The 18,883-nt window shown below is 51.2% G+C and carries 24 protein-coding genes; 5 read left to right on the top strand and 19 right to left on the bottom strand.

What is annotated here, in order from left to right:
* Positions 1-485 (top strand): thermonuclease family protein (locus LC093_RS19840; RefSeq protein WP_226669105.1); only part of this gene is annotated, 485 nt, incomplete at its 5' end.
* On the opposite strand, the gene LC093_RS19835 is transcribed toward LC093_RS19840, so the two are convergent.
* The 19 genes from LC093_RS19835 to LC093_RS19745 all read right to left on the bottom strand — a co-directional run bounded on the left by LC093_RS19835 (position 466) and on the right by LC093_RS19745 (position 16,543).
* Entirely contained in the window at positions 466-1,749 is a 1,284-nt protein-coding gene (locus LC093_RS19835) for a Y-family DNA polymerase (RefSeq protein WP_226669099.1), read from the bottom strand. The genes LC093_RS19840 and LC093_RS19835 overlap by 20 nt on opposite strands.
* Entirely contained in the window at positions 1,746-2,114 is a 369-nt protein-coding gene (locus LC093_RS20490; protein ID WP_226669097.1) for a LexA family protein, read from the bottom strand. The genes LC093_RS19835 and LC093_RS20490 overlap by 4 nt, the downstream gene beginning before the upstream one ends.
* Before the next feature lie 503 nt (positions 2,115-2,617).
* Positions 2,618-2,851: a carbon storage regulator gene (locus LC093_RS19825; RefSeq protein WP_226669095.1), complete on the bottom strand. Its 234-nt coding sequence runs from the start codon at positions 2,849-2,851 to the stop codon at positions 2,618-2,620.
* A 9-nt stretch (positions 2,852-2,860) separates the two neighbouring features.
* Positions 2,861-3,346 (bottom strand): hypothetical protein, encoded by a 486-nt coding sequence (locus LC093_RS19820; RefSeq protein ID WP_226669093.1) that lies wholly within the window; start codon positions 3,344-3,346, stop codon positions 2,861-2,863.
* Positions 3,347-3,408: 62 nt separating this feature from the next.
* Positions 3,409-4,899 (bottom strand): TrbI/VirB10 family protein, encoded by a 1,491-nt coding sequence (locus LC093_RS19815; RefSeq protein ID WP_226669092.1) that lies wholly within the window; start codon positions 4,897-4,899, stop codon positions 3,409-3,411.
* The gene (locus tag LC093_RS19810; RefSeq protein ID WP_226669091.1) at positions 4,896-5,363 is read right to left on the bottom strand and encodes a hypothetical protein; all 468 of its coding nucleotides are present in this window, start codon (positions 5,361-5,363) and stop codon (positions 4,896-4,898) included. The genes LC093_RS19815 and LC093_RS19810 overlap by 4 nt, the downstream gene beginning before the upstream one ends.
* 10 nt (positions 5,364-5,373) lie before the next feature.
* Complete coding sequence (gene trbG, locus LC093_RS19805; RefSeq protein WP_226669089.1) at positions 5,374-6,288, bottom strand: P-type conjugative transfer protein TrbG; 915 nt, start codon at positions 6,286-6,288, stop codon at positions 5,374-5,376.
* A gap of 12 nt (positions 6,289-6,300) precedes the next feature.
* Entirely contained in the window at positions 6,301-7,023 is a 723-nt protein-coding gene (locus tag LC093_RS19800) for a VirB8/TrbF family protein (protein WP_226669086.1), read from the bottom strand.
* A gap of 11 nt (positions 7,024-7,034) precedes the next feature.
* Positions 7,035-8,846: a P-type conjugative transfer protein TrbL gene (gene trbL, locus LC093_RS19795; RefSeq protein WP_226669084.1), complete on the bottom strand. Its 1,812-nt coding sequence runs from the start codon at positions 8,844-8,846 to the stop codon at positions 7,035-7,037.
* A gap of 1 nt (position 8,847) precedes the next feature.
* Positions 8,848-9,075 carry a hypothetical protein gene (locus tag LC093_RS19790; RefSeq protein WP_226669082.1) on the bottom strand — a complete coding sequence of 76 codons (228 nt, stop codon included), beginning with the start codon at positions 9,073-9,075 and terminating at the stop codon, positions 8,848-8,850.
* A gap of 20 nt (positions 9,076-9,095) precedes the next feature.
* Positions 9,096-9,842, bottom strand: a complete 747-nt coding sequence (gene trbJ / locus LC093_RS19785; RefSeq protein WP_226669079.1) for a P-type conjugative transfer protein TrbJ — start codon at positions 9,840-9,842, stop codon at positions 9,096-9,098.
* Positions 9,839-12,298: a conjugal transfer protein TrbE gene (locus LC093_RS19780; RefSeq protein ID WP_226669075.1), complete on the bottom strand. Its 2,460-nt coding sequence runs from the start codon at positions 12,296-12,298 to the stop codon at positions 9,839-9,841. Before LC093_RS19780 ends, trbJ begins: the two co-directional genes overlap by 4 nt.
* Positions 12,298-12,603 carry a conjugal transfer protein TrbD gene (trbD, locus tag LC093_RS19775; RefSeq protein ID WP_226669071.1) on the bottom strand — a complete coding sequence of 102 codons (306 nt, stop codon included), beginning with the start codon at positions 12,601-12,603 and terminating at the stop codon, positions 12,298-12,300. The genes LC093_RS19780 and trbD overlap by 1 nt, the downstream gene beginning before the upstream one ends.
* The gene (locus LC093_RS19770) at positions 12,596-12,958 is read right to left on the bottom strand and encodes a TrbC/VirB2 family protein (protein ID WP_226669068.1); all 363 of its coding nucleotides are present in this window, start codon (positions 12,956-12,958) and stop codon (positions 12,596-12,598) included. The genes trbD and LC093_RS19770 overlap by 8 nt, the downstream gene beginning before the upstream one ends.
* Positions 12,959-12,970: 12 nt before the next feature.
* Complete coding sequence (gene trbB, locus LC093_RS19765) at positions 12,971-13,936, bottom strand: P-type conjugative transfer ATPase TrbB (RefSeq protein ID WP_226669065.1); 966 nt, start codon at positions 13,934-13,936, stop codon at positions 12,971-12,973.
* Positions 13,937-14,126: 190 nt separating this feature from the next.
* The gene (locus tag LC093_RS19760) at positions 14,127-14,435 is read right to left on the bottom strand and encodes a hypothetical protein (protein ID WP_226669062.1); all 309 of its coding nucleotides are present in this window, start codon (positions 14,433-14,435) and stop codon (positions 14,127-14,129) included.
* A gap of 103 nt (positions 14,436-14,538) precedes the next feature.
* The gene (locus LC093_RS19755; protein ID WP_226669059.1) at positions 14,539-14,997 is read right to left on the bottom strand and encodes a hypothetical protein; all 459 of its coding nucleotides are present in this window, start codon (positions 14,995-14,997) and stop codon (positions 14,539-14,541) included.
* 54 nt (positions 14,998-15,051) lie between these two features.
* Positions 15,052-16,092 (bottom strand): TraK family protein, encoded by a 1,041-nt coding sequence (locus tag LC093_RS19750; RefSeq protein ID WP_226669056.1) that lies wholly within the window; start codon positions 16,090-16,092, stop codon positions 15,052-15,054.
* Positions 16,076-16,543, bottom strand: coding sequence for a TraK family protein (locus LC093_RS19745; RefSeq protein ID WP_226669054.1), 468 nt, complete (start codon positions 16,541-16,543; stop codon positions 16,076-16,078). Before LC093_RS19745 ends, LC093_RS19750 begins: the two co-directional genes overlap by 17 nt.
* 480 nt (positions 16,544-17,023) lie before the next feature.
* On the opposite strand from LC093_RS19745, the gene LC093_RS19740 reads away from it, so the two are divergent.
* The 4 genes from LC093_RS19740 (at position 17,024) to LC093_RS19725 (ending at position 18,883) form a co-directional block, all read left to right on the top strand.
* On the top strand, positions 17,024-17,368 hold the full coding sequence (locus LC093_RS19740) for a plasmid mobilization protein (RefSeq protein WP_226669051.1): 345 nt from the start codon (positions 17,024-17,026) through the stop codon (positions 17,366-17,368).
* A 66-nt stretch (positions 17,369-17,434) separates the two neighbouring features.
* Positions 17,435-17,788, top strand: a complete 354-nt coding sequence (locus tag LC093_RS19735) for a ParD-like family protein (protein WP_226669048.1) — start codon at positions 17,435-17,437, stop codon at positions 17,786-17,788.
* Between the two features lie 2 nt (positions 17,789-17,790).
* On the top strand, positions 17,791-18,546 hold the full coding sequence (locus LC093_RS19730; protein WP_226669045.1) for an AAA family ATPase: 756 nt from the start codon (positions 17,791-17,793) through the stop codon (positions 18,544-18,546).
* A gap of 19 nt (positions 18,547-18,565) precedes the next feature.
* Complete coding sequence (locus LC093_RS19725) at positions 18,566-18,883, top strand: hypothetical protein (RefSeq protein ID WP_226669042.1); 318 nt, start codon at positions 18,566-18,568, stop codon at positions 18,881-18,883.

The raw sequence follows: 18,883 nt of genomic DNA, 5'->3' as shown, positions 1-18,883 counted from the left end.
CCGTTGGCGTTCACGCCCGGACGGCCTTTATCAGCGGAACCGTCATATCGGTTTACGATGGCGACACAATCACTATTCGCCAGGTGTCGAGTGGTTCCACTGACGGGACTATCCGCAAGATACGCTTCTATGGGATTGACGCCCCTGAAGCCGGTGCGCCCGGACGCTGGGAATCTCAAGCCTATAGCCGGGCCTCAAAAGAGTTTGTAGAAGCCATGCTGCTGGGGAAGGAGGTAACCGTTCGGTATGACGGAATGAGTTATGACCGCGTAGTTGGAGAGGTTTTTGTAGATGGCCGCTCTGCGAGCCGTGAGCTTGTCCGCGCCGGTTTGGCTTGGTGGAGCCAGAAATATGCAGGACATGACACCGACCTGAAGCGAATTGAAGAGGTTGCCAGGACAGAGGGGAAAGGGCTTTGGGCTCAGGAAAACCCTGTTTCCCCGTGGTCATATCGTGACGCGGCCACTAAGAAATCTTCGCAATAGGAAGATCCTTGACGTTCGTTGTATAGGACGGAGACAGGTACTCCCGCTTCATTTCCCAGTCCTTCGAGAGCTTGGTGGCCGCAAAGGTCACCGCCCCTCTTCCAAATCTTTGGTTGATGGCTTCCAGACAGTGATTGATCCCGCTTCTATCTTCAGTCGCTAGACCGAATAAATCACTCTGAGTCTTGTTCGCTGTCTCGATGCTGGAAAGCATCACGGATGCGCGGCGGTAGGTTTTACCTTCCCGATAAATTTCCCCCAGGCATTGCCGAACAACCGCCAGGATAGTCTGTGGATCATCGGTGGCTGGGCGCACCTCCGAATAGGCGGAAACACTCGGACTACTGTAGTCGCCTTGGCGGGTAGGCTGTATTGATATGGTGACGCGGCCCGTGGCTCCATTCTGAGCCCTCAGTTTTTCACAAGCGAGAGTCACATGGTTCGCGAGAGATGCCATAAGGCCCGTATAGCTGGAAACCTTTGATCCGAAGGTTCGACCCGACATTATCTCATCCTTCGGCTTGTCCATTGGTGCCAGGTCTACGGATGGAATGCCCTGCAGCTCGCGCACCGTCCGCTCCATAACTACTCCGAACGCCTTTCGCATAGTCGGGATATGGGATGCTGATAGATCCCAAGCGGTGGTGATACCCAAACATGCAAGTCGCTTGGAGAGTCGAGACCCTACCCCCCAAACTTCTGTTACCGGCAGTTGCTGGAGTATTTGTTGCCTGTGGTATTCATCGGTTATTTGAAGGACGCCACCAGGTACGCCCAATGTTTTGGCAAAGTGATTGGCAGCTTTTGCCAACGTGCGCGTGGGGGCAATACCCGCGCAACAAGGGAGACTTGTACACTGGCGAACGGCAGCAATCAATCTTTGACAGTGGGCATCGAGGCCTGAGCCAAACCCTTCAAAGTGCAGGAAGGATTCGTCGATGCTGTATTGCTCCACAGATGGGCAAAACTGTTCCAGGCAATCGATAAAGCGCTCTGACATATCGTGGTAGAGGGTGTAGTTACTGCTGCGGACTTCCACGCCCCGAGAAGCCAGGAGGCCACGAATCTGGAACAGGGGTGTACCCATTTTAATTCCCATCGCTTTGACTTCAGCCGACCGGGCAATAACACATCCATCATTGTTGGAGACGACGCAAACTGCTTTCTTCCTGATAGTTGGGTTGAAAGCCCTTTCACAGCTGACGTAGAAATTATTGACGTCCACCAGGGCCACTTGCTTGCCGTTATAGTCCCAGCGATTCATGTTGGGCTCCGGTATTTGGTGAGGCTGGCGATGACGACACCATCCAGGTCAAATTCAGGGGCGCGACTCAGCACAATGTCGGGGTACTCCGGGTGTGCGGACACCAGGCGTTGCGGCGCTTCCCGATATTGCTTCACCAGGAACCCGTCTGAGCAGCCCGCTATCACAATATCTTTATCTCTAAGATCCGCCCCCCGATCCACCACCAAAAGGCTACCGTGATGGATGCCGAGGCCCTGCATGGAGCGACCTTCGGCGCGCACCAGGTAAGTAGAGTGCGGACGCTGGATTATCCATCGGTGTATGGAATCTGGAGCGATACCAGGATCTGCACGGCGGCGGAACAGCCGAACGGAGGCGGACACCACTAACCCTACTGGCGCACCCTCTTCAGAGGCGATTTGAGCGCTGGAACACTCTGGCCACGGTAAGGGTTCAGACTCGCCGGGAAACCACACCAGATCACCGGCAATAGGGCTCAGGGCTCTATCTAACACTAGGTAGGTGTGCCCAGCGGAGCACTGGGATACTAAATGACAGCTGCTTGATGCAGGCCACAGCCAGTCATCCAGGACAAGAGGCTTGGCCGAATAGGCAGCCGCAGGCGAAGGAAAGCCAGCTGATACGGTACTGGTAAGTAGAGGAACGGGCACTAGGGAGTATGCTGATACTGTATTCATATACAGTATTTTGAGGTTGCTAGTTCTATTGGTCAATGATCCAGGACTGGCAGGATCGGAAATAGCAGGTTGTAGCAAATTGATGCAAGAAGAAGCAAAAAATTGCTATCTGTGGCCTTATGTTGCTTGCTATAGGTCTATCTAGCAAAAAAAAGCCGCTGACATATTCAGCGGCAAGCGGGGGGCCTTCAGGCTGGCATAGCCTTCAGGGTTAGGATCGTTCTTCCTGATAAATGGGCAGTTTCCTCAAGCGGGCTCTCATTCTTGATTTGGTCGAAAATCTCTTCTCGGTGAATGGAAATCGATTTATCGGCCAAAATCGCCACTTTTACCTGATCCCTTTCCACGGACAGGATCTTGAACCTAACCAGATTGTCGCCAATCACTACGGTTTCATTTTGGCGCCGAGTCAGTACGAGCATGATGCCCCCTTACAGAGGATTCATTGGGTTTTGTGGATCAAAGACATAATCCCCGTCATCGTTCGCCACAGCACCATTGCTCTGGAACTGGGCTAAGCAGGTGTCATAGAGCGTTGGATTGGCGGAATACTGTGAGCAACTGAAAGATTGGCCAGACATTTTGCTGACTTGGAGTTGGCAGTTCACAAAGTCCTGGGAGTTGCCTGCCAGAGAGTCGCAAGTGCTGGGTGCAACCGCAGTGCTAGCCTTACCAGTAGACTTACAGTTCATATCGCGGTTTTTGCAGGTGGGCGGGTCTTCCCAAAAGCCCAGTGTTGCCAGGTAGATGGCAAACTCAGTTTGAACCTTCACGCATTCTGAATGGGACTCTGGAATTAGAATACCCACCGTGCAGATCAGGGCTTCACATACCAGCTTTTCGTCACTCTTGATGTTGCAGGCCAAAGCCGATCCGGCTAACAGAACTCCTGCGATTACGGAGAGAATTTTTTTCATTTTACAGTTCCTTTGTCGATTGAGAATTTATCTATTGTGGGTAGGCCTCGCGGCCTACCACGTTACTTCCAGTATCCGTCCGGGGCTTGCTGAGTCAGTGCCATGGGCATGTACGGTGTGCGGAACGTAATATCCTTGTTGACCATAATCATGAATTTGTAGCCAGGACGAATAACAATGCTTGGCTGAATCCGCATATTGCGGCGAATCAGCTCAGATCCCACCTGATTCATCTGCTGTGCCATCTGTATGCTGATTTGCTCTTTTGCGCTCAGACCGTCTTGTGAATAGCCGCTGCGGTTATCATCGTCATCACCCAGGGCAATCTGATAGCCGGCAGAGATCAGAGAGAGCAGCGCTGCTCCACCAAAGATTTTGAAGTAGTGATTGTTCACCTGATCCTTAAACCCTGAATACCCTTCCTGGTCTGAGCCATTCATTTCCTTGAGATCCAGGGTGGAGCCATCGGGGAAGATGAGGCGATCCCACTTCACAGCTACTCGGGTATCTCCTACTTGATTATCCGAGCCATAGCGGCCAAACAGGCGGGTACCTTGCGGTACCAACAGATCATGACCTGTTGCAGTGTCGTAGACGTTCTGGCTCACCTGAGCGATCACCTGTCCGGGTAAATCAGAATTGATGCCCGAGATCATTACTGCCGGGATCATTCCCCCAGATTTGAGTGTGAAGGCCTGACCAGGTACACGCTCTGCCCCTAGATCCCAGTCGCCAGTAGGTTGCGGGCCGAATCCGCCTCGACCACCCGTAGAAGCTGGACTGACACCAGGCATACCGGCTGCATTTGCTAAACCGCCAGGATAGCCACCGTTACCATTACCGCCTCCAAGTGCTTGCCGCGCCGCATCAATTTCAGCCATACGCTGCTGGTAGAGAGACATAACATCCCGGTTAGGATCGACAGATGCTTGAGATCCACTTTGCCCCCCCTGCAATTGGTTTTGCATTGATTGAGCGTTGAACTGCACAGTAGTAGGTGCAAACAGCGCGCTTTCCATGCGCTGGTTTACCATTTGCTGAATACGTTCTGCTTCCTGCTCAGTTAAAGGTCTGAGTTGTCCCGCAGATTGCTCAAGAGGTCTGACGCCAGAGGCAAGTGACCCTTGTCCGCCCTGCCCCGCTGCAAGTCCTGTAGTTTGGAAGTTGACTGGCACGGACTCCTGGGCAAGAGATACCTCATTGGTTGCTGAGTGAGCTTCCCCGCGTATCAGAACCGACCCCTCGCCCAGCTTGCGGGTAGCTTCTGGTGTGTACTCCGGGATAGTGCCGCTTGGAGCATCGGCCAGAATTTCCTGTACAGACACCCTAGAACTGACCACATCAGATGCTTTGCGCTCTTCCGGTTCTATGGTCGCCGCATTCTTGTTGTCTATTTGGGCCTGCCGGGAAGCCATTACCACCAGCAGCAGTACCACAAACAGCACGACAGCGGAGGCGATCAGCATCATGGGTAACTTGCCCAGCCTTTTTGGCTTAGGCAGCGAACCAAGGCTATTTGGGGTTGCTCTGATATCCAGTGCTGCTTCGCTCATCGTGGGCCTCCTTGGGCAAGTACCTCGATGCCGCCCTGTTCCGGTTCGGGGTAAATAACCGTCCAGGGAGAATGGCTGATGGCATTCCCAGCTTCATTGACCATGTAGGCCCGGTTGTGGCGGCTATTCCCGATGTACAGGGATAGCCGGTAAATTTCGCCAGAGTCTGTTTCTACTTGGTCAAATACGTAGGAGAGCGGGACGCCGTTTGTAGTTGAAATGGCGTAGCCTTCCTGCCGAAGTGCCAGGTCAATCTCGATGCCGAGCGCGCCTAGAATTTCTGGGTCTACTTGAAACCCTTCTTCACCTATCAGGTACTTGTCCTTTAGGTGGCGAACTACATCACGAGCAATAGCGTGGTATAGCGGCCCAGACTGCTCTTCAACAAAGTCGCCGTACTGTTGTTGAGCGCAGCCACTCAACACGGTCATTACGAAAGTCAGTAGAAAAATAATCCTTTTCATCGTTCGCACCTCAAATCCGTTTGATCGTTACTTTTTGTTGGTCGCGACCAACGCCAACCACCAAAATGGCCTCATCAAAGATCTGATCAACAACAAAGGCGCGATCTTTCAGGCGGTAGTTGACTAGGGTTTCCTCGCCGCTGGAGTCAATCACTAGGAGGCTTGGAGCTTCAGTTACTTCCATGGCGGCAGGCATATGGATAACGGTGCGCACGCCGTCGTTGTAGACCCGCTCAGGCTTCCAGTGGGCGCGACCCTTGATCTTGTAGTTGAAGTTCAGGCTCTCGATATGCGCCCCATACTGGACTGGGGTGATGCCAGAATGGGATTCTCCTGTTTGCATTGCTGCCGGGATAAAACCTTTGGATCTATATTCGGCGACCATCTGATCGTACTTATCCAGAGCTTGTTGCAGGTTCTGCGGATAGATAAAAGCCATCCAGGGCATGAACTTGGTGCGGGAGCTTTTCAGTTTGATGTTGTAGGCGCGGCGATTGGTGCCGATATACAAACTGGAAACCAAGCCCACCTGTTCAGGCTTGATAATGATGTGGGTTTCAAAATTGTTGGCGGTGCCAATAACGGTGGGAGTAATGTTCCAGCGTATGCTATCTCCAGCATGAAGGCCGCCAGGTTGGATCTGTTCACCAGGCTCCAGCTTTATGGTGCAAATCTCCATCGGAGCGCACACCAGAACTGGCTGGCTGTCGCCGTAGTAGTAGGTCACCGAGCCATCTGCACCTTCAATCGGCTTGGTGCTGTAGTCGTTAGACCGCCATACCTGAGCGATTTCTACGGCGCGCCGTTCCTGAGCATTCAGTTTTGGCTCAATCTCAGCTAGCAGCAGGCCTTCCTTGGTTGGGGTTACTTCAGCCCAGGCAGCAGAGCCCAGGCACAGGGTGATAATTCCAATAACCTTTTTCATCGGTCAATCCTCTTACCGTTGTTCTGTCCAGCTAAATTCTTTGATATACAACCCGGTTGGGTTGGTAAAAATGGCTTTTTCGTTGTCAGGCTGCGCGGTGTACACCTGCAAGAGGGCGCGCCAATACTGGCGACCGATCACTTGCCCCTTACGGCTCTTAATCACCTCTTCCCACTCCGCTTCCCAGCTATCTTTGGTTTGCGGCAGAACGCTTCGGATATTCACCTCTACGGTCTCTTTACCTGCCCGCTTGAATGGGTTGTTTTCTTCATCCCGGAAGTGGGTATTCAGGAGAACTGCTGAAGGGTCGGCGTTGTTAATCAGTGCGTAGGAGTCCCAAACTTGACGCTTCTGGATTTCAGCGTCACTGGTTACGCTGCGGGTATTGGTAACCCAGGATGCCAGTTGAGCCCGCACGATTCGCATATCTACCTGACCTACTTTCTCGACCGGCTGAACATTGGCAACACGACCCAGCTTGTCGATTTCCACCAGATAAGGAACCAGCTTGTTTTGAGAGCTGATGTAAATCAGGCCCACAATGCACAGCAGAAGGCCTAACAAAGAGCTAACAGCAGTCAGTCGCCACTGGTCGCGCTGCTTGATATAGTCGCCATACCTTGCATCCCACTCTCGGCGGGCTTGCAGGTAGGGCGTCATATCAACGCTCCCCTTCCCTTTCCTTGGCTGCTTGTCCTGACCTGAATCCAGGTCTTTTGTGTTTGCGGTAGTCATTGCTTCTTCCCTTAGCTATTTGAATCTGTGACGGTGATCCCTTTGGGGGATTTAGAGCTTTTGGGCTCTTCTTGGCCTGAAACTGTTATGCCTTTCGGTGATCGAGGGGATTCAGACCCTTTGGATTCTTCCTGTCCGGAAACTGTTATGCCCTTCGGAGATCGCGGGGATTCAGGCTCACTGGGCTTCGGATCATCCATGTTGGCGTATGCCCCGAGGCTTTCCTGTCCAGGAACGCCAGATATATATCCATTCGGTGGAAGGTCACCGGAGGCATGGGAGGAGCCAGAAGATGTTGCCGGGGCGGTTGAGGTGGTTTGTACCGAAGGGGGTTCTAAAACTGTATTGCTGGCTGCCGCGGAAGTGGCCGATCCCCCACTATTTGGCGTTTCGACCATAGGCCCCATATTCGTTGAGCCAGCAGAAGAGTTGCTTTCAGGACTGGCCGATTCACCGGAAGGCTTTGGTGTAGAGCTGCTGCCTTTGTCGTTGGTGATGGGCTCTTGGGTATTCATCTGAGAGCCGGAGAGATCCGCTCCCAGCTCGTTAAGTTCACTTTGACGTTGCATGGAGGCTTTTTTATCCTTCATGATTTCGCCCATGCGACCGCCAAGTGTGCCCCGCTCAGCTGAAATATCTCCTTTCAGCTGATTCTTGAAGTCCTGCCCAAATGACTTTCCGCCCTCTATTGCAGCGCCTGCAACCTGCGAGAACATCCCACCAAGCTTGGCTCCCGCAGCTGCTCCAGTCCCACCAGCAATAGCGCCCCCGATAGAGCTAAGCGCGGTTTGAGTGGCAGTCATTCCTCCAGCCTGACTCATCCCCTCCCCTGCAAGCTGCCATGCGGCTTTTGCACCAGATGCTGCACCAGCTGCGGATTTAACCCCGCCTGCTCCCATGGCCGCTGCTGCACCCAATCCTGCTGCTGCTCCTGTAATCGCGCCCACAACAGCACCACTGCCAGAAGCTGACGCGGCACCCGAACCTGAGATAAGTGACTCTACAAGCTGACCAATATTGCGGACTAAGACATAAAGCATGATGGCTGCGCCAGCCACACTGAATATGTCTACCCAGGTGGGCTCTGCTGGAATGTTTTCAGCGAAGTCCAGCGTTAGAGCAAGTCCAGCACCGATAAGAAGTTGAATGACAAATAGTTTTACCCCAACGGCAAGTACTGTCCGGAGATAGTTAATCGCATAGTTTCTCGTCCATTGTGATCCACCGAGTCCCAGCATGATTACGCCAGCATTGAGAATTACCCACATGCTGATAAGAACGAATAAAAGCTCTGCCGCGATAAGGGCGAAGATAACGACCACACCAATGCCAACGATACCAATGACAAGTGATTGAGCTGGGCTTGTCAGGCTCATTTGAGACATTAAGGCTCCAGCGGATACCAGGCCGTAATCAAATACACCCGAAGGGTCAATTGTTGGTAGTCCACCGGCTAGACCTCCGAGCTGACGGAAGCTTTCGATGATAGCCATAGCCCAATTCGAGCTTGATGTGGTAGCAAACTGCAACAAGGCAAGGAAGAACCCGATGATCAGAATCAGATGAACGTATTCTGAAACAACATCCCCAAAGTCGGCCCGCTTGAAAAGCAGCTTTATTCCTGTCAATACAAAATCAATGGAAACCAGAAGCCAGAAAAGCGTAAAGGCATACCCAATTATGATTGGTGCCCAGGTATCGGATGCAGTCTTATAGGAACTAACAATGTCATCCAAAACCCCAGTTTGAGTCTGGGCATTTGCTGCACCGCTGAAAAGTATCAGGATTAACAGCCAAATTGCCTTCCCGGCTTCCAGTTTCATATTAGTAACCTCCTTTCCCAATTTCTCTAGGTTTTACGGAGCCAGAATTGAGCTGCTTTTGCTTTTCAACATCCTTGATGAGTAACCGCAGAAGCTCGGCGTCTGCTTCAGAAGACACACGGATAATTCCTGCGGGTGTTTCAATTGATACCGTTGGTGGACACTCTTCATTGGTGCAAGCCGCAAGAGACAAGGCTAAAAAAGTGAACGTCGCGATCTTAAATTTCATGTGGATACTCCGAAGCACACTCAATAACCAGAATTGGATACGTTTCTAGTAGCGATAGAGCCACTATTGAGTTGTTGATATTGGGCTGCATCAATGGAGTTCCTTTCGGCTTCCTCGGCCCGCTGCTGGATCAGGATTTGCTGCTCGTTCATTTGCAGTTGCCGAACGTGCATGAGTTGCTGGGCAGTAAAAGCCTGAAGCTGGCTGCCGGTTTGGATTGCTGCCATGTGTCCTTCTGCACCCTCAACGTCACCTTGTAGGCGATCCAATTGCTGACCATCACTTTCCAGAAGTTCTGCTTGACGATCCAACACAGAAGCGCTGCTTTTGGTAGTGGCCAGTGCATTGTTATTCCAGCGGGTGATAGTTTCTTTTCGGTTATATTTTGCCTTGTTGGCTTCGTAGTACGCCTGATCCCGGTAGGTCTCGTATGAGCCCTCAAGGTCACCCGACGCATAAACCAGGGCATCGGTACGAAGTGCCGCTTGCTCCAGTTTGGCTAGGGCATCGTTCATATCGCCCCAGTCATAGTTGCCGAGACTTTCCATGTTCTTAATTTGGCGTTCTGCCTCTTCAATTTGGTTTTTAATCATCTCGATTTCGTTGTAGATCTGCTTGGCTTGCTGGGTGGTCTGGGACAGTGACTCGACGTACTCCAGGGCAGCCTGTAAGTTTGCAACGATATCAACAGTTGGAATCCCGCTCGCCCGGACGGTAACCGGAAGGATAAGGGCAAGGGTTATTAGTAGCCTTTTGATGTTCATCATGCAGCCTCAGTTGCTAGTTCAAGTTGAATGTTGACGCGGCGCTCAATAAGCCATTGCTGTGGCCAATTACTGCCGAACTCCGCCTTTAGCTCCTTAATACGAGCTATATCCTTCTTGCCGCTGGCACCCACAAATGACAGGGCTACTTCACCAAGGGCTAGCTCAATAAGCCGCCGACCCGTGGACTGGACGAAGTAGTACTGACGTTTTCTGGTGGCCGAAGCCACAATCTGGATTTCTTTGTTGTTGAGCCCCATGGCCCGGTAAATTTCACGGCCATCCTCAGTCATGGCTTCTGGATTAGGCAGGAAGATCTTGGTTGGGCATGAGTCACGGAGGACAGACAGCATCCCGCTATCCTGGGCGTCCTCGATGCTTTGGGTGGAGAACACAGTTACGCAGTTAGCTTTACGCAGTACTTTCAACCACTCGCGGATCTTCTCTCTGAATACCGGGTGTTTCAGCATCAACCAGGCCTCGTCGAGGAACAGGAAGGTTGGCTGACCCTTGAGCATCTTTTCTACACGCCAAAATAGGTACATGAGTACTGGCAGGCCGTAGGTGTCGCTGAGCTCCATAAGGGCTTCGATTTCAAATACGGTGAAGCGATGGAGGCTCAGACCGTCCTGTTCCGCGTCCAGTAGGTGGCCCATGGAACCCTGGATGGTGTATTGCTCCATGGCGCTGCGAATGTCGTGATCTTGTACGGTATTCACGAAGTCGCTCAGGGTTTTACTACCTGTTTCAACGCAATTGACCGTAGCGTTATAGATTTCCTTTCGGCGTTGAGGGGTAAGCTCAATGTTTTGCAGCCTACAGATCCCCTCGACCCAATCAGCAAACCAGGAAATGTCTGCTTTGGTTTTGACATGTGAAAGCGGAGCAAAAGCTAGCTTGCTGCTATCCCCCGCAACATCGAAGTGTTGGCCCCCGGTAGCCTCACAGAGGGCATACATGGACATACCCTTATCAAAGGCAATGACAGTAGCGTCCGGGTACCTGAAGGCCTGCGCTTCGATGATTCCCAGTAGGGTACTTTTACCGGAGCCTGTAGGCCCGAGAACAAGCGTATGTCCCAGGTCATCAACATGCAGGTTGAGCCGGAACGGCGTTGCCCCGTGTGTTGCGCAGTGCATCAAAGGCGGTGATTCTGGCGGGTAGAATGGGCAGGGGCAGTTCTTCTCCCCCGCCCAGATGGCCGAGGTTGGTAGCAGGTGAGCGAGGTTGAGAGTATTCACCATGGGGCGAACAACGTTCTCCCGGCTATGACCAGGTAGAGAACCCAGGTAGGCCTCAGTAGCGTTGATCGTCTCAATTCTGACGTTGAAGCCCAGGCGCTCGATTTTGGCCTGAATTTCCTGTGCCTCTTCCAGCAGCAAATCCTGATTCTTTCCATACAGCAGGAGTACGCTAGTGATATAGCCGTAGCAGACCACACCGGATTCGACGTCATTTATTGCTTGCTGGGCTTGCCGTTCCATACGAACGGCTTCTTCATTGATATGCCCTTTTTCGTTTTTGGTTACCTGATCCCAGAGGCCGCGCTTCTTTTGTTCCCACTTCTTTTTGAATTTGTTGAGAGCCGACTTTGCGGCTTCGGGATCTTCAAAGATAAACCGGGTAGACCAGCGGTATTCGGTATGGATTTGATCCATTACGGACAGCATCGCCGGATAGGATTCTGGAGGGTATCCCTCAATAGCGACTGGACAGATGTACTTCCCATCAATATTTGGTGTTACGCCAGTAAAGAAATCTCTGGCACCAAGCACGGAATCTAGGTACATCGGAATTGGGGGCAGGTTCACTGGGTGACGCTTGCCGCAGATACAAAAGTTGATATAGGCCAGCAATTCATCATGTATGTGCTCGCAGCCATATTCATCAATGTACGGCTGACCGCGCATACGGCGCATTGTGAGCACGGAACTTAAGTCGCGCTCTAGTTTTGCAACACGCTCCTTAAACTCCTCCAGGATTTGGGTACCGCGCTCTTCGTCAGATACCCTGTTCTTGGTTCCGCCCTCATACATCACATCGACCATTCGGGATTGGATGCGGAGGGGCGGCTGATAGGTGACTATCAAGGCGTACTCTGAAAGGTAAGCGTTACCTTCAGCAGAGAAGTACTTCTGGCGTTCTTGCTCGATTGCCAGGGTTACAGGATCAGGAAAGAATGACCGCTTCATAAGGTCATACTTTGGCGCTGGCATTCTTACTGCATCGCAGTGGATCATCCATCCAGAGCCCAAGTTAGAGCCTGCACGGTTGATCTGGGCTGCTTGCCAGTCCAACTCAGAACCTGTCGTAGAGAATGTATCTTCTCCTCGGTAGAAGAACCCGGCCATGAAAGATCCATCCTTCAGACTTACAACGCCGTCATCGACAACGGCGGCATAGTTCAGAAGATCAGAAAATCCCGGCTCTCTTCCCTGGTACGCCTTGATATTCAGCATTATCGTCCCTCTCGGTAAGGGCGCGAATGCGCCCTGTAAACAGCTTTGTATTTGATGCTTCTGAAATACTTGTGGCGCATTCTCGGATCTGCTTTCGCCGCGAGGCGCAGGCCCCACACCGAAAACATAATCACCGCCGCAGAAATCAAAGAAGCAATGGGCTGAACAGTTGCCCCGATCATCACAATCGAGCCAAATACCAAAATCACACCTAGAACCATTTCCCTGTCGCCTCCCATAAAAAGGCTTGCGCGGGAGAGAGCTTGATAAATCGGTGTTGATTTTGGTTGTGGGTTATCAGCCATTTTTAAGAAGCTCCAAGGCCTCCGGGCTTGCGATAACCGCACTAGAAGTACCGAAGAGAACGGTAATGCCGCTCGCAGCTCCAACAATCAGAGAGATCACCAGAACCAGCATGATTACTCGTCGGACGAACTCTGATACTTCGCCGCCCGCAAACACCAAGCTAAGGCCTGCTACGGCCATACCGATGATCGAGCAGATCAGAGCAACTGGGCCGGTCAGGGACGACATGATGGTATCCAGAGGATCTTCCCAGGGCAGGCCGGTAGTGGTGGATGCAAGAGCGTCTACGGGGAGCATGGTGAATGCCATGAATGCGGCGAAGACAGCCATTACAGTGGTTGAGTTGAAACGCATGGTTATTTCCTTTTAACAGATGGTTGAGAAAGAAAACTCCCCACGATCCTTATCAAACCGTTCGACTTTGATAAGGTCGCGAACAATCCGGCCGGATGCAGAACTTGGGGATTTTTGGATGAATAGGCACAGGTCAACTGACCGACCTATCAGCGAACGAAAATCACCAGAACACTTTTCTTGGATCATTTCGGACAATCGTTCCAGGGCTTCTTCAGAGCTGTTTGCATGAAGAGTGCAGACGCCCCCAGGATGGCCTGTATTCCAGGCTTTTAATAAATCCAGGGCGACACCATCGCGGACTTCACCAAACATCACGCGATCTGGACGGAAGCGCAGAGCGAGCTTTAAAGCACCGTAGGAAGAAAGGTAATCACTTGTAGTAATCTGAACAGTGTTTTTCTGTCGGCAAATAATTTCTTGCGTATCTTCAACAAGAAAAATCCGATCATCCGGGCAAAGATCATTTACCCGAGAGAGAACACCATTGGTAAGGGTGGTTTTTCCTGACCCGGTACCGCCGACGACAAGGATGTTCCACTTTTCTGTAATGGCTTTGTCGATAATTCCTTTTTGTTCAGAGGTGATCGTTCCGGTACCAACGTACTCGTCAAGAGAAAAAACGCGCGTTGGTTTTTTTCGGATTGCAAATGCACAGTTAGACGTTCCTGTATTGGCGTGATGGACACCGGCAAAACGGTGTCCGCCGATAGGTAAAACACCTTCTACTACAGGGTTTTCGCGGTTACAGGCAGAATTGATAGATGCGGCGATCGTCCCAAGAATTGATTGAAGGTGAGATGGGGGGATTTCCCCAGCTATATATGGGGCTTTACCAAACTCTTCAATCCAGAGTTTCCCGTCTGGATTCGCCATAATTTCTAACACCCGATCATTTTCCAAGGCGTTACAAATAATTGGCCCAAGCTCGCGGCCTAGCTTTGCTTGAAGTCTGGATTGAGATTCAGAGTTATCCATTCCTTGATTACTCCGCAGTTTTCATAAGTCCAGTATAACGGACTTGATGCGCGTAACAATAGGAAGGAAAGGTAGAACACAAAAAAAAAAGACTATTGTGCGCCTAAATTCTTTTTTAAATAATTTTTTGTGCGATACCACTCATTGGGTACTTCCGTGCAAAAAATAATATTTTGCACGGTGGTACCTTTTACTCAGTGGAACTCGCTAATGCTTTTATAGCAGACGAAATGCTTACTGGTTTTTTAGGTAGTTTGGGGAGAAGTGAAACAGTTTTTTGAAATACTTCTGGCGGAAGTAAAAACAAAAAAAGTGGCATGGAAAGAGCAGAAGCGATTGCTGTTCCTTTTTCCAGGCTACAGTTTTCCGGATTGATGGATTTGGTAATACTGAAGAGGAATGATCTTGATAGACCGCTGGCATCTGCTAGGTCATCCTTTGTGATCCCGCGTCGGCCAAGCTCGAAGCTTAAATTCTGTGCAAAATTTTCTTTATCCACGCTCTTGATAGATCACCTGTTGTCGGTGACTCCTTTCTCTTTTAGCGTGGATTATAGAGAATGGCGGATTTGTTGGATACTAAAGCCGAATACCCCCACATTTTTAGGGGGATACCATGCTGTAAATTGCTAGGCAAGAAAAACAAAGAGCCAAAATGCAGCAAAATACTGAAACATTCCTGTCAAATTTGATAGATCCTGCCGTGGCCGCCATTCGTTGCTCGGCAGCTGCCAGAGAGGCTTCTGTTCGCTTGGCAACTTCTGAGGCCACTTGTGCAGCCATGTCACCTATCGAGCGCTCAGCGGTACGCAGAGCGGCACCAACAAGCTTATTCGCGGTGTCTTTGGTTTCCTGAGCCTGTCGCAGGTAAATTTCTTCCAGGCCATCCTTCAGGGTTTCAAATGCTGCCGAGCTTTGTTCCTGTGCCCGCTTCATGGCCAGCTGGTTCAGGGTGACTGTTACCAGGACAGGATCGTCTGGACTCAGAAGCAACCCATGGCGACGGGCCACCTCTTTGCAGATCTCATCGAAAACTTCCTTTTCCGCTGTTACTTCAGACATCAATCTACTCCCTGTAAATCTGGGGCCGGAGCTACCCGGCCCTGCTTCTGGCTTTTAGCCGAGTGCAACCGCCATATTGTCAAACATTTTGGTTTTGATGGTTTTAATGCGCTGCTTTTCCATTATCTTGAACTTGTCGCTGTTGATCGCCTCATCAAAGGTCAGCTGGGCTTTCAGCATACGGTTCAAGTCTTCACCGAAGGTGGTTGCCTGCAGGCGCGGAACAGTGATTACCGCGTTGATCGCCGCTTTGTTGCGCTCGAATACCTTCATTTCAGTAAAGGTTTTGCCGTTTTCTTCGATCTCACCCCAGAATTCATTGATCCAGACAATGAATTTTGCATCCTGATCGTGGAATTTCTTGGCCAGCATATCCAGGCCGGTCAGGGTGTCGCGCTGGGCTTGGCCTGCAGTCACGATGGTGTGCAGTACAACCTCAATCCCGGAATCCTGCAGTAGGGAAATTACATCGTTGGTGCTGAGGTAGTTCACCAGGGGTACAAAGGAGCTGGCGCCGTTATCAATAACGATGTGTTCGGCCTCGCTTTCAAAGATCTTCTCCATCATCCCATCGAAGTTACGAGGGTTGATCTCGTTGGAGTCGTCATCGAGCAGGTCAACACGATAGGTTTGAAAGGCCTTGTAGCCCGCCAGGGTGGCGTTTACAGGGTCGGTATCAATCGGCAGTACGTCACTGCCTTTCCCCAGCAGGTACTGGGTGATGAAGGCGCTCACCACCGATTTACCCACGCCGCCCTTTCCTTGCATTGTGAAGTGAACAGTTTTTTTCACGTCTGACATTGTGCTTTCTCCAGCAGTCCTATTTTCGGTTGAGTCGGTACCGCTTACTGCTGCGGTAAAATTGGATTCGTTGCCGCCGACAATGGCCTTGTCTTTGGCGTATTTCATAACCTCCCGGTACCGGGTGGTGTAGTTGCAGAATGATCGGTATGAGCCTGAGAACAGGTTTCGATCCGTCAGGGACTCCCACACTCGAATCAAGGGCTGCCCACCTTCGATCTCCGCGAGGATGTATGATTTTTGATCTATGAATTCCCGCAGGCCTTGCCCACGGCGATTAGTAGAGCTCGTCATCGTCCAGGGCCATTCCTTTGTTGCCGGGGCGGATGGGTTTGTCCTTTCCGAAGGTGCTAACCATGACCGGCCCGTCACTCAATTCTTGTTTTTGCTCTTCAGTGTTTTGCGGCGAACTTTCAGTGGTAGCGAAATTCGGAACAGTTTTTCTGCTCGGGGAGCTTTCTTTGGGCTTTGCTGGGGTCGCTCGTAGGGCTTCCGGGGTGGCGGCACGAGACTTTTTATCGGCTCTCGCAGGTTCCGGCGTGGACAAGGATTTACCTGTTCCGTTCTTGTAAGGGCGGTACCCGATAATGGAATTCACATAGCCCCGGAACGTCTCGTAGGAGAGTTCCACGGTGCCCTCATCTTTGAAGTGCTGCCACACCATTTTGATGGGCCAGCCCTCTGAAAGCTTCCCCTCGATTTGAGACTGGTGGGCAATGAAACTTCCTTTGCCCCGACCTTTCATCTGTGATCCTTCCAACTTTCACGAACCCTTTTTTCTGGCTGTTCTGCCAGGTCATCTTGACCGGCCACATCCGGTGAAATTGCACCCGGATTTGCTCCTGACGGGCTTTGAGTGGCCCTAACCGGAACAGCGTAATCGCGTCCCTGTTTATATCTGTTTTTAGTTGCTTTAACTACTTTATTTCTGTTTATTTCTGTATGTCAATCTGTTTATACCTGTTTTTACCTGTATTGGTCTGTTTTTGGCTAAATTTGGCGTCAAATACGCCTAGTTTTTGCCCTTCCAGGCGAAAACCAGAACTAAACCGCGTAGTATGATGGGCAGGATGTGTGAAACGGGCCACCGCCAACAAGTTGACGGGTCCGTTTCACCAATTCTTATTCGCCTGCGGCTCAACGAACATCCTGCTCTGCGAGGCTGAAAGAGCACCCTGATTGGGTGCAGGTGAACAAGTTCATAACGCCAAAATTGGAGGGGTTGATGGGGAGCGAAACGCGCAAGCGCGAGACGGTAATCAAGGTGCGTTGCACCGACTCAGAGAAGGAGCAGATCCAGGCCAAAGCAGCCCAGGTAAGCATCCCTTCCCTATCCAGGTATCTGCGGGAATTGGGTATGGGGCACACCCCGAAAAGCACTCTCGATGCCCAAACCATTTTGCAACTGGTGAAGGTGGCCGGTGACCAGGGACGACTGGGCGGGCTGCTGAAATGGTGGCTGTCAGAGGGGCTGGCAGAGACGCCAAAAGTGAAGGGGCAAATGGAGCGATTACTGAAACGGCTGGAGCAAACCCAGGATCAGATAGACGCGCTAGTCAACCGCCTATAGTTCCAAAATGGAACCTGCAGACCTATAATGAAACTGTAGGTAAGGTAAACAACTGAGGGCCGAAAGATGGCACAAACAGTCAAACTCAACGATGCCGAATTGCTCGATGCCGCGAAGGAGCAGAAAGATCACTTCTCTCGTTCCCTGAATGGCCAGATCGAGCACTGGGCGCGCTTAGGTCGCTTTGTAGAGGAATCTGGGATCTTCGACCTGCACAAGGTCAATCTCGCTTTCCAGGGGAAGATACCTGTAGAGGATCTTGCTCCTGAAGAACAGCACGCCCATGCCCGGATGCTGTGGCAGAGCCTGGAGGATCTGGATGGTTCTGATGACAGCGTATTGCGCCAGATTGAGGATGCGGGGGCCACTGCCTATGGGCTGGATGACCAGGGCAACCTGAAGAAGGTGGGTAACGGCTGAGAATGGATAAACGGAACCCCCCTATTCTGCACCTACTGGCCGGGATCAATGGCGCTGGCAAGACTACGTTCTACTACAACCACATCAAGCCTCGCGCCAAGGTGCCCTTTATCAATGCTGATGAGATCCAGAAGCAGTTGTGGCCGGAAGAGGCAAACAACCCGCAGCGGTCGTATGAGGCGGCAAAGATAGCTGAGAAGCAGCGGGCGGAGCATATCAAGCAAGGGAAGCCGTTTGCCGCTGAAACGGTGTTCTCTCACCCTTCCAAGCTGGACTTGATCCGAGACGCCCAGCAGGGCGGATTCATGGTGGCCCTGTACCACATCCATGTAGCCACTCCCGAGCTGGCTAAATCCCGTGTAGACACCCGAACCCAGATGGGTGGGCACGATGTACCAGAAGACAAGATCTATTCCAGGTTCTCGCGCACCCTTGCGCACCTGCAGGATGCGGTGCAGATGGCTGATAGAACCATGGTCTTCGATAACTCGGTTGCTGGGAAAACACATCGGCACCTAATGACCCTAGAGCGCGGTCGAGTGGTAAGCCTGAAAGCTGATCTGCCGGACTGGGCTGGAGAGCAGTACGGACGAGAAATCAAGATTTTTCAAATCATGAATAGTGGTAAGGATGTAGATCTATCTGCATCGGTGAAGCCTGGGAAAATCTTTGGTGGTGAAGAAGAGGCGCTGAAAAAAATCCAAGAGAAAGAGCTTCAAGAGATGCAGGAAAAAATTAAAAAATCACCAAAACGTTAAATTTTCGTGAGGGAAAACGATGAAAAAAACAGTGGAAAAAACAAAAAGCGAAGACCGTGAAAGCGGGGAAAATTCAGCAACACTTTTTGAATCAGTTGAGACTGGTAGAGCCATGCAGGACGGTGGTGTTGCAGCGGCGATTGCCAAGAAAACAGCCTACACCGCCAATCAAGTGCGAACGATGAGTAATGAAAAAATAAAATCATTGCTTGAGGATGTTGCTGATAGAAACTTGGATCTATCACCAGGCGTTAAAGTTGATTCACTTTTCAAAAAGAAATCCGATCTTGAGAAACAAGAGCAGCAAAAAGTAAAAAATCGCTCTTTGAGTCGTTAA

Origin of the sequence: Microbulbifer aggregans, assembly GCF_020524005.1 — a bacterium.
In the GTDB taxonomy this organism is placed as follows: Bacteria; Pseudomonadota; Gammaproteobacteria; order Pseudomonadales; family Cellvibrionaceae; genus Microbulbifer; species Microbulbifer aggregans_A.
The sequence above is the reverse complement of the archived record's forward strand: the minus strand, read 5'-3'. Positions and strand labels throughout refer to the sequence as shown.

What these genes read in the sequence shown, in the direction of transcription:
- LC093_RS19730 (WP_226669045.1), top strand. Translation starts at nt 17,791, where the DNA reads ATGGATAAACGGAACCCCCCTATTCTGCACCTACTGGCCGGGATCAAT.
- LC093_RS19735 (WP_226669048.1), top strand. Translation starts at nt 17,435, where the DNA reads ATGGCACAAACAGTCAAACTCAACGATGCCGAATTGCTCGATGCCGCG.
- LC093_RS19790 (WP_226669082.1), bottom strand. Translation starts at nt 9,075, where the DNA reads ATGAAATTTAAGATCGCGACGTTCACTTTTTTAGCCTTGTCTCTTGCG.
- LC093_RS19740 (WP_226669051.1), top strand. Translation starts at nt 17,024, where the DNA reads ATGGGGAGCGAAACGCGCAAGCGCGAGACGGTAATCAAGGTGCGTTGC.
- LC093_RS19745 (WP_226669054.1), bottom strand. Translation starts at nt 16,543, where the DNA reads ATGAAAGGTCGGGGCAAAGGAAGTTTCATTGCCCACCAGTCTCAAATC.
- LC093_RS19770 (WP_226669068.1), bottom strand. Translation starts at nt 12,958, where the DNA reads ATGCGTTTCAACTCAACCACTGTAATGGCTGTCTTCGCCGCATTCATG.
- LC093_RS19815 (WP_226669092.1), bottom strand. Translation starts at nt 4,899, where the DNA reads ATGAGCGAAGCAGCACTGGATATCAGAGCAACCCCAAATAGCCTTGGT.
- trbL (WP_226669084.1), bottom strand. Translation starts at nt 8,846, where the DNA reads ATGAAACTGGAAGCCGGGAAGGCAATTTGGCTGTTAATCCTGATACTT.
- LC093_RS19835 (WP_226669099.1), bottom strand. Translation starts at nt 1,749, where the DNA reads ATGAATCGCTGGGACTATAACGGCAAGCAAGTGGCCCTGGTGGACGTC.
- LC093_RS19725 (WP_226669042.1), top strand. Translation starts at nt 18,566, where the DNA reads ATGAAAAAAACAGTGGAAAAAACAAAAAGCGAAGACCGTGAAAGCGGG.
- trbJ (WP_226669079.1), bottom strand. Translation starts at nt 9,842, where the DNA reads ATGATGAACATCAAAAGGCTACTAATAACCCTTGCCCTTATCCTTCCG.
- LC093_RS19810 (WP_226669091.1), bottom strand. Translation starts at nt 5,363, where the DNA reads ATGAAAAGGATTATTTTTCTACTGACTTTCGTAATGACCGTGTTGAGT.
- trbD (WP_226669071.1), bottom strand. Translation starts at nt 12,603, where the DNA reads ATGGCTGATAACCCACAACCAAAATCAACACCGATTTATCAAGCTCTC.
- LC093_RS19780 (WP_226669075.1), bottom strand. Translation starts at nt 12,298, where the DNA reads ATGCTGAATATCAAGGCGTACCAGGGAAGAGAGCCGGGATTTTCTGAT.
- LC093_RS19825 (WP_226669095.1), bottom strand. Translation starts at nt 2,851, where the DNA reads ATGCTCGTACTGACTCGGCGCCAAAATGAAACCGTAGTGATTGGCGAC.
- trbG (WP_226669089.1), bottom strand. Translation starts at nt 6,288, where the DNA reads ATGAAAAAGGTTATTGGAATTATCACCCTGTGCCTGGGCTCTGCTGCC.
- trbB (WP_226669065.1), bottom strand. Translation starts at nt 13,936, where the DNA reads ATGGATAACTCTGAATCTCAATCCAGACTTCAAGCAAAGCTAGGCCGC.
- LC093_RS19750 (WP_226669056.1), bottom strand. Translation starts at nt 16,092, where the DNA reads ATGACGAGCTCTACTAATCGCCGTGGGCAAGGCCTGCGGGAATTCATA.
- LC093_RS19800 (WP_226669086.1), bottom strand. Translation starts at nt 7,023, where the DNA reads ATGACTACCGCAAACACAAAAGACCTGGATTCAGGTCAGGACAAGCAG.
- LC093_RS19755 (WP_226669059.1), bottom strand. Translation starts at nt 14,997, where the DNA reads ATGTCTGAAGTAACAGCGGAAAAGGAAGTTTTCGATGAGATCTGCAAA.
- LC093_RS19820 (WP_226669093.1), bottom strand. Translation starts at nt 3,346, where the DNA reads ATGAAAAAAATTCTCTCCGTAATCGCAGGAGTTCTGTTAGCCGGATCG.